2 protein-coding genes are annotated in these 1,385 nt (G+C 36.5%); both read left to right on the top strand.

Going from position 1 to position 1,385, the window contains the following annotated elements; genetic code table 11:
• Nucleotides 1-35 precede the first annotated feature (35 nt).
• Nucleotides 36-389 carry an ISAon1 family transposase N-terminal region protein gene (locus EGH73_RS13900; protein WP_123282351.1) on the top strand — a complete coding sequence of 118 codons (354 nt, stop codon included), beginning with the start codon at nt 36-38 and terminating at the stop codon, nt 387-389.
• 28 nt (nt 390-417) lie between these two features.
• Nucleotides 418-1,362, top strand: coding sequence for an ISAon1 family transposase (locus tag EGH73_RS13895; RefSeq protein WP_123282350.1), 945 nt, complete (start codon nt 418-420; stop codon nt 1,360-1,362).
• Nucleotides 1,363-1,385: the final 23 nt, after the last annotated feature.

The following is a 1,385-nucleotide window of genomic DNA, read 5'->3' as shown; positions in this document are numbered from 1 at the left end:
TTGGGGAGAAAAATAAAAAAGGATAAATTTGAACTATGTTAAATGATAGCGAACTCCTCAAATTATTACTTCCGGAATATTTAATCGAATATTTCGATATTATAAAATTTGAAGAAAAAGATAAAGTGCTTCACCTTTATTTTGAAGAGAAAGATACAATCCCCAAAGAATTTTCATCTTTACAGCTTCAATCCAAAGGTTTTCACGACGAAATAACTGTAGATGACTTTCCGCTTCGTGGTAAATCCGTAAAGCTTCATATCAAACGCAGAAGATGGACGGACACAAAATCAGGCAAAATCTTGCAAAGAGATTGGAATCTTATCGCTAAAGGAACCCGAATGACGCAGGATTTTGCCGAGTTCTTAAAAAAAATCAGCCGATACTAAAGCACTTCCTTTAGAAACGATTGGAGAAATGTATGGGGTTAACGGGAAAAAATTCCGAAGACATTACAGAAAGTCCCTCAGCGAATTTAAAAATTGGAAGCAAAAACAACACGCCGAAGATTATATTCTCTATCCCGAAAACTGCTCTCCACAACTCTCTTTAGATGAATTAGCCTTATCGCAAGGTGAACTTTACACCGTATTGACATCCAAGCAAGCCAAAGGTAGAAAAGGGAGTATTGTTGCCATTATCAAAGGAACCAAAAGCGACGAAACTATCAATAAACTACTTAAAATCGATCGAAAATTAAGACTGAAAGTAAAAGAGATTACCTTGGATATGGCAGGTTCTATGAAACTCGTTGCTAAAAGATGCTTTCCCAATGCGATGCAGGTTATCGACCGATTCCACGTACAAAAACTCGCCACAGAAGCCGTTCAGGAGATTAGAATAAAACACCGTTGGGAAGCTATTGATTCAGAAAATGAAATCCTGAAACAAGCTAAAGAAAAGAAAGTAAAACCAAAAATCCAAGTTTTTAGCAATGGCGATACCCGAAAACAACTCTTGGCAAGAAGCCGCTATTTTCTTTACAAAAGCAGAGAAAAATGGACGGAAAGTCAAAATATCAGAGCTGGGATTGTCTTCCAAGAATACCCTGATTTGGAAGCAGCCTACAACTTATCGGATAAGCTAAGGAAAATTTATAATCAAAATATCGCAAAATCCGTTGCAATGCTCAAACTTGCCCATTGGTTTAAAGATGTGGAAGAATCAGGTTTTAAATCCTTTTCAATACTTAAAAATACCATCACGAATCATTTTAATGACATTCTTAACTATTTTGAAGAAAGGAGTACAAATGCGTCCGCAGAAAGCTTCAATGCTAAAATAAAGAACTTCAGAATGCAGCTTCGAGGCGTGAGAGACAAAGCATTTTTCCTTTTCAGATTATCCACACTTTTTGCCTAGTCCCCAACTTTTGATCTTGATCC

Source organism: Epilithonimonas hominis, assembly GCF_003730015.1.
GTDB lineage: Bacteria > Bacteroidota > Bacteroidia > Flavobacteriales > Weeksellaceae > Epilithonimonas > Epilithonimonas hominis.
The sequence above is the reverse complement of the archived record's forward strand: the minus strand, read 5'-3'. Positions and strand labels throughout refer to the sequence as shown.

What these genes read in the sequence shown, in the direction of transcription:
- EGH73_RS13895 (WP_123282350.1), top strand. Translation starts at nt 418, where the DNA reads ATGTATGGGGTTAACGGGAAAAAATTCCGAAGACATTACAGAAAGTCC.
- EGH73_RS13900 (WP_123282351.1), top strand. Translation starts at nt 36, where the DNA reads ATGTTAAATGATAGCGAACTCCTCAAATTATTACTTCCGGAATATTTA.